1 pseudogene is annotated in these 294 nt (G+C 50.7%); it reads right to left on the reverse strand.

The annotated features are described in order from the left end of the window. Positions 1-294, reverse strand: a pseudogene (locus A3763_RS05615) (amidophosphoribosyltransferase); the annotation flags it as partial.

The following is a 294-nucleotide window of genomic DNA, read 5'->3' on the forward strand; positions in this document are numbered from 1 at the left end:
CCAGGCTCTATATCGCGCACAAGCTCAAAGCCTAGGGCAGCAAGCGCTACGCTTTCGGAAGAAATCATATATTCGGTGCCCTGCTCCGTCTCACGCTTGCCATAGCAAACCGGACGAATACCGTAAGGGTCACGAAAAGCCAACACGCCGTAGCCAGTGATCATGGCAATGACTGCATAGGCGCCTCGGCACCGCTTATGAACTTCTTTAACCGCGTTAAAGATTTCTACTTGCGTAGGTACCAGCTTTCCTTGCTCCTGAAGCTCGTGAGCAAAGACATTCAATAGTACTTCT

The organism is Oleiphilus sp. HI0128 (assembly GCF_001635365.1).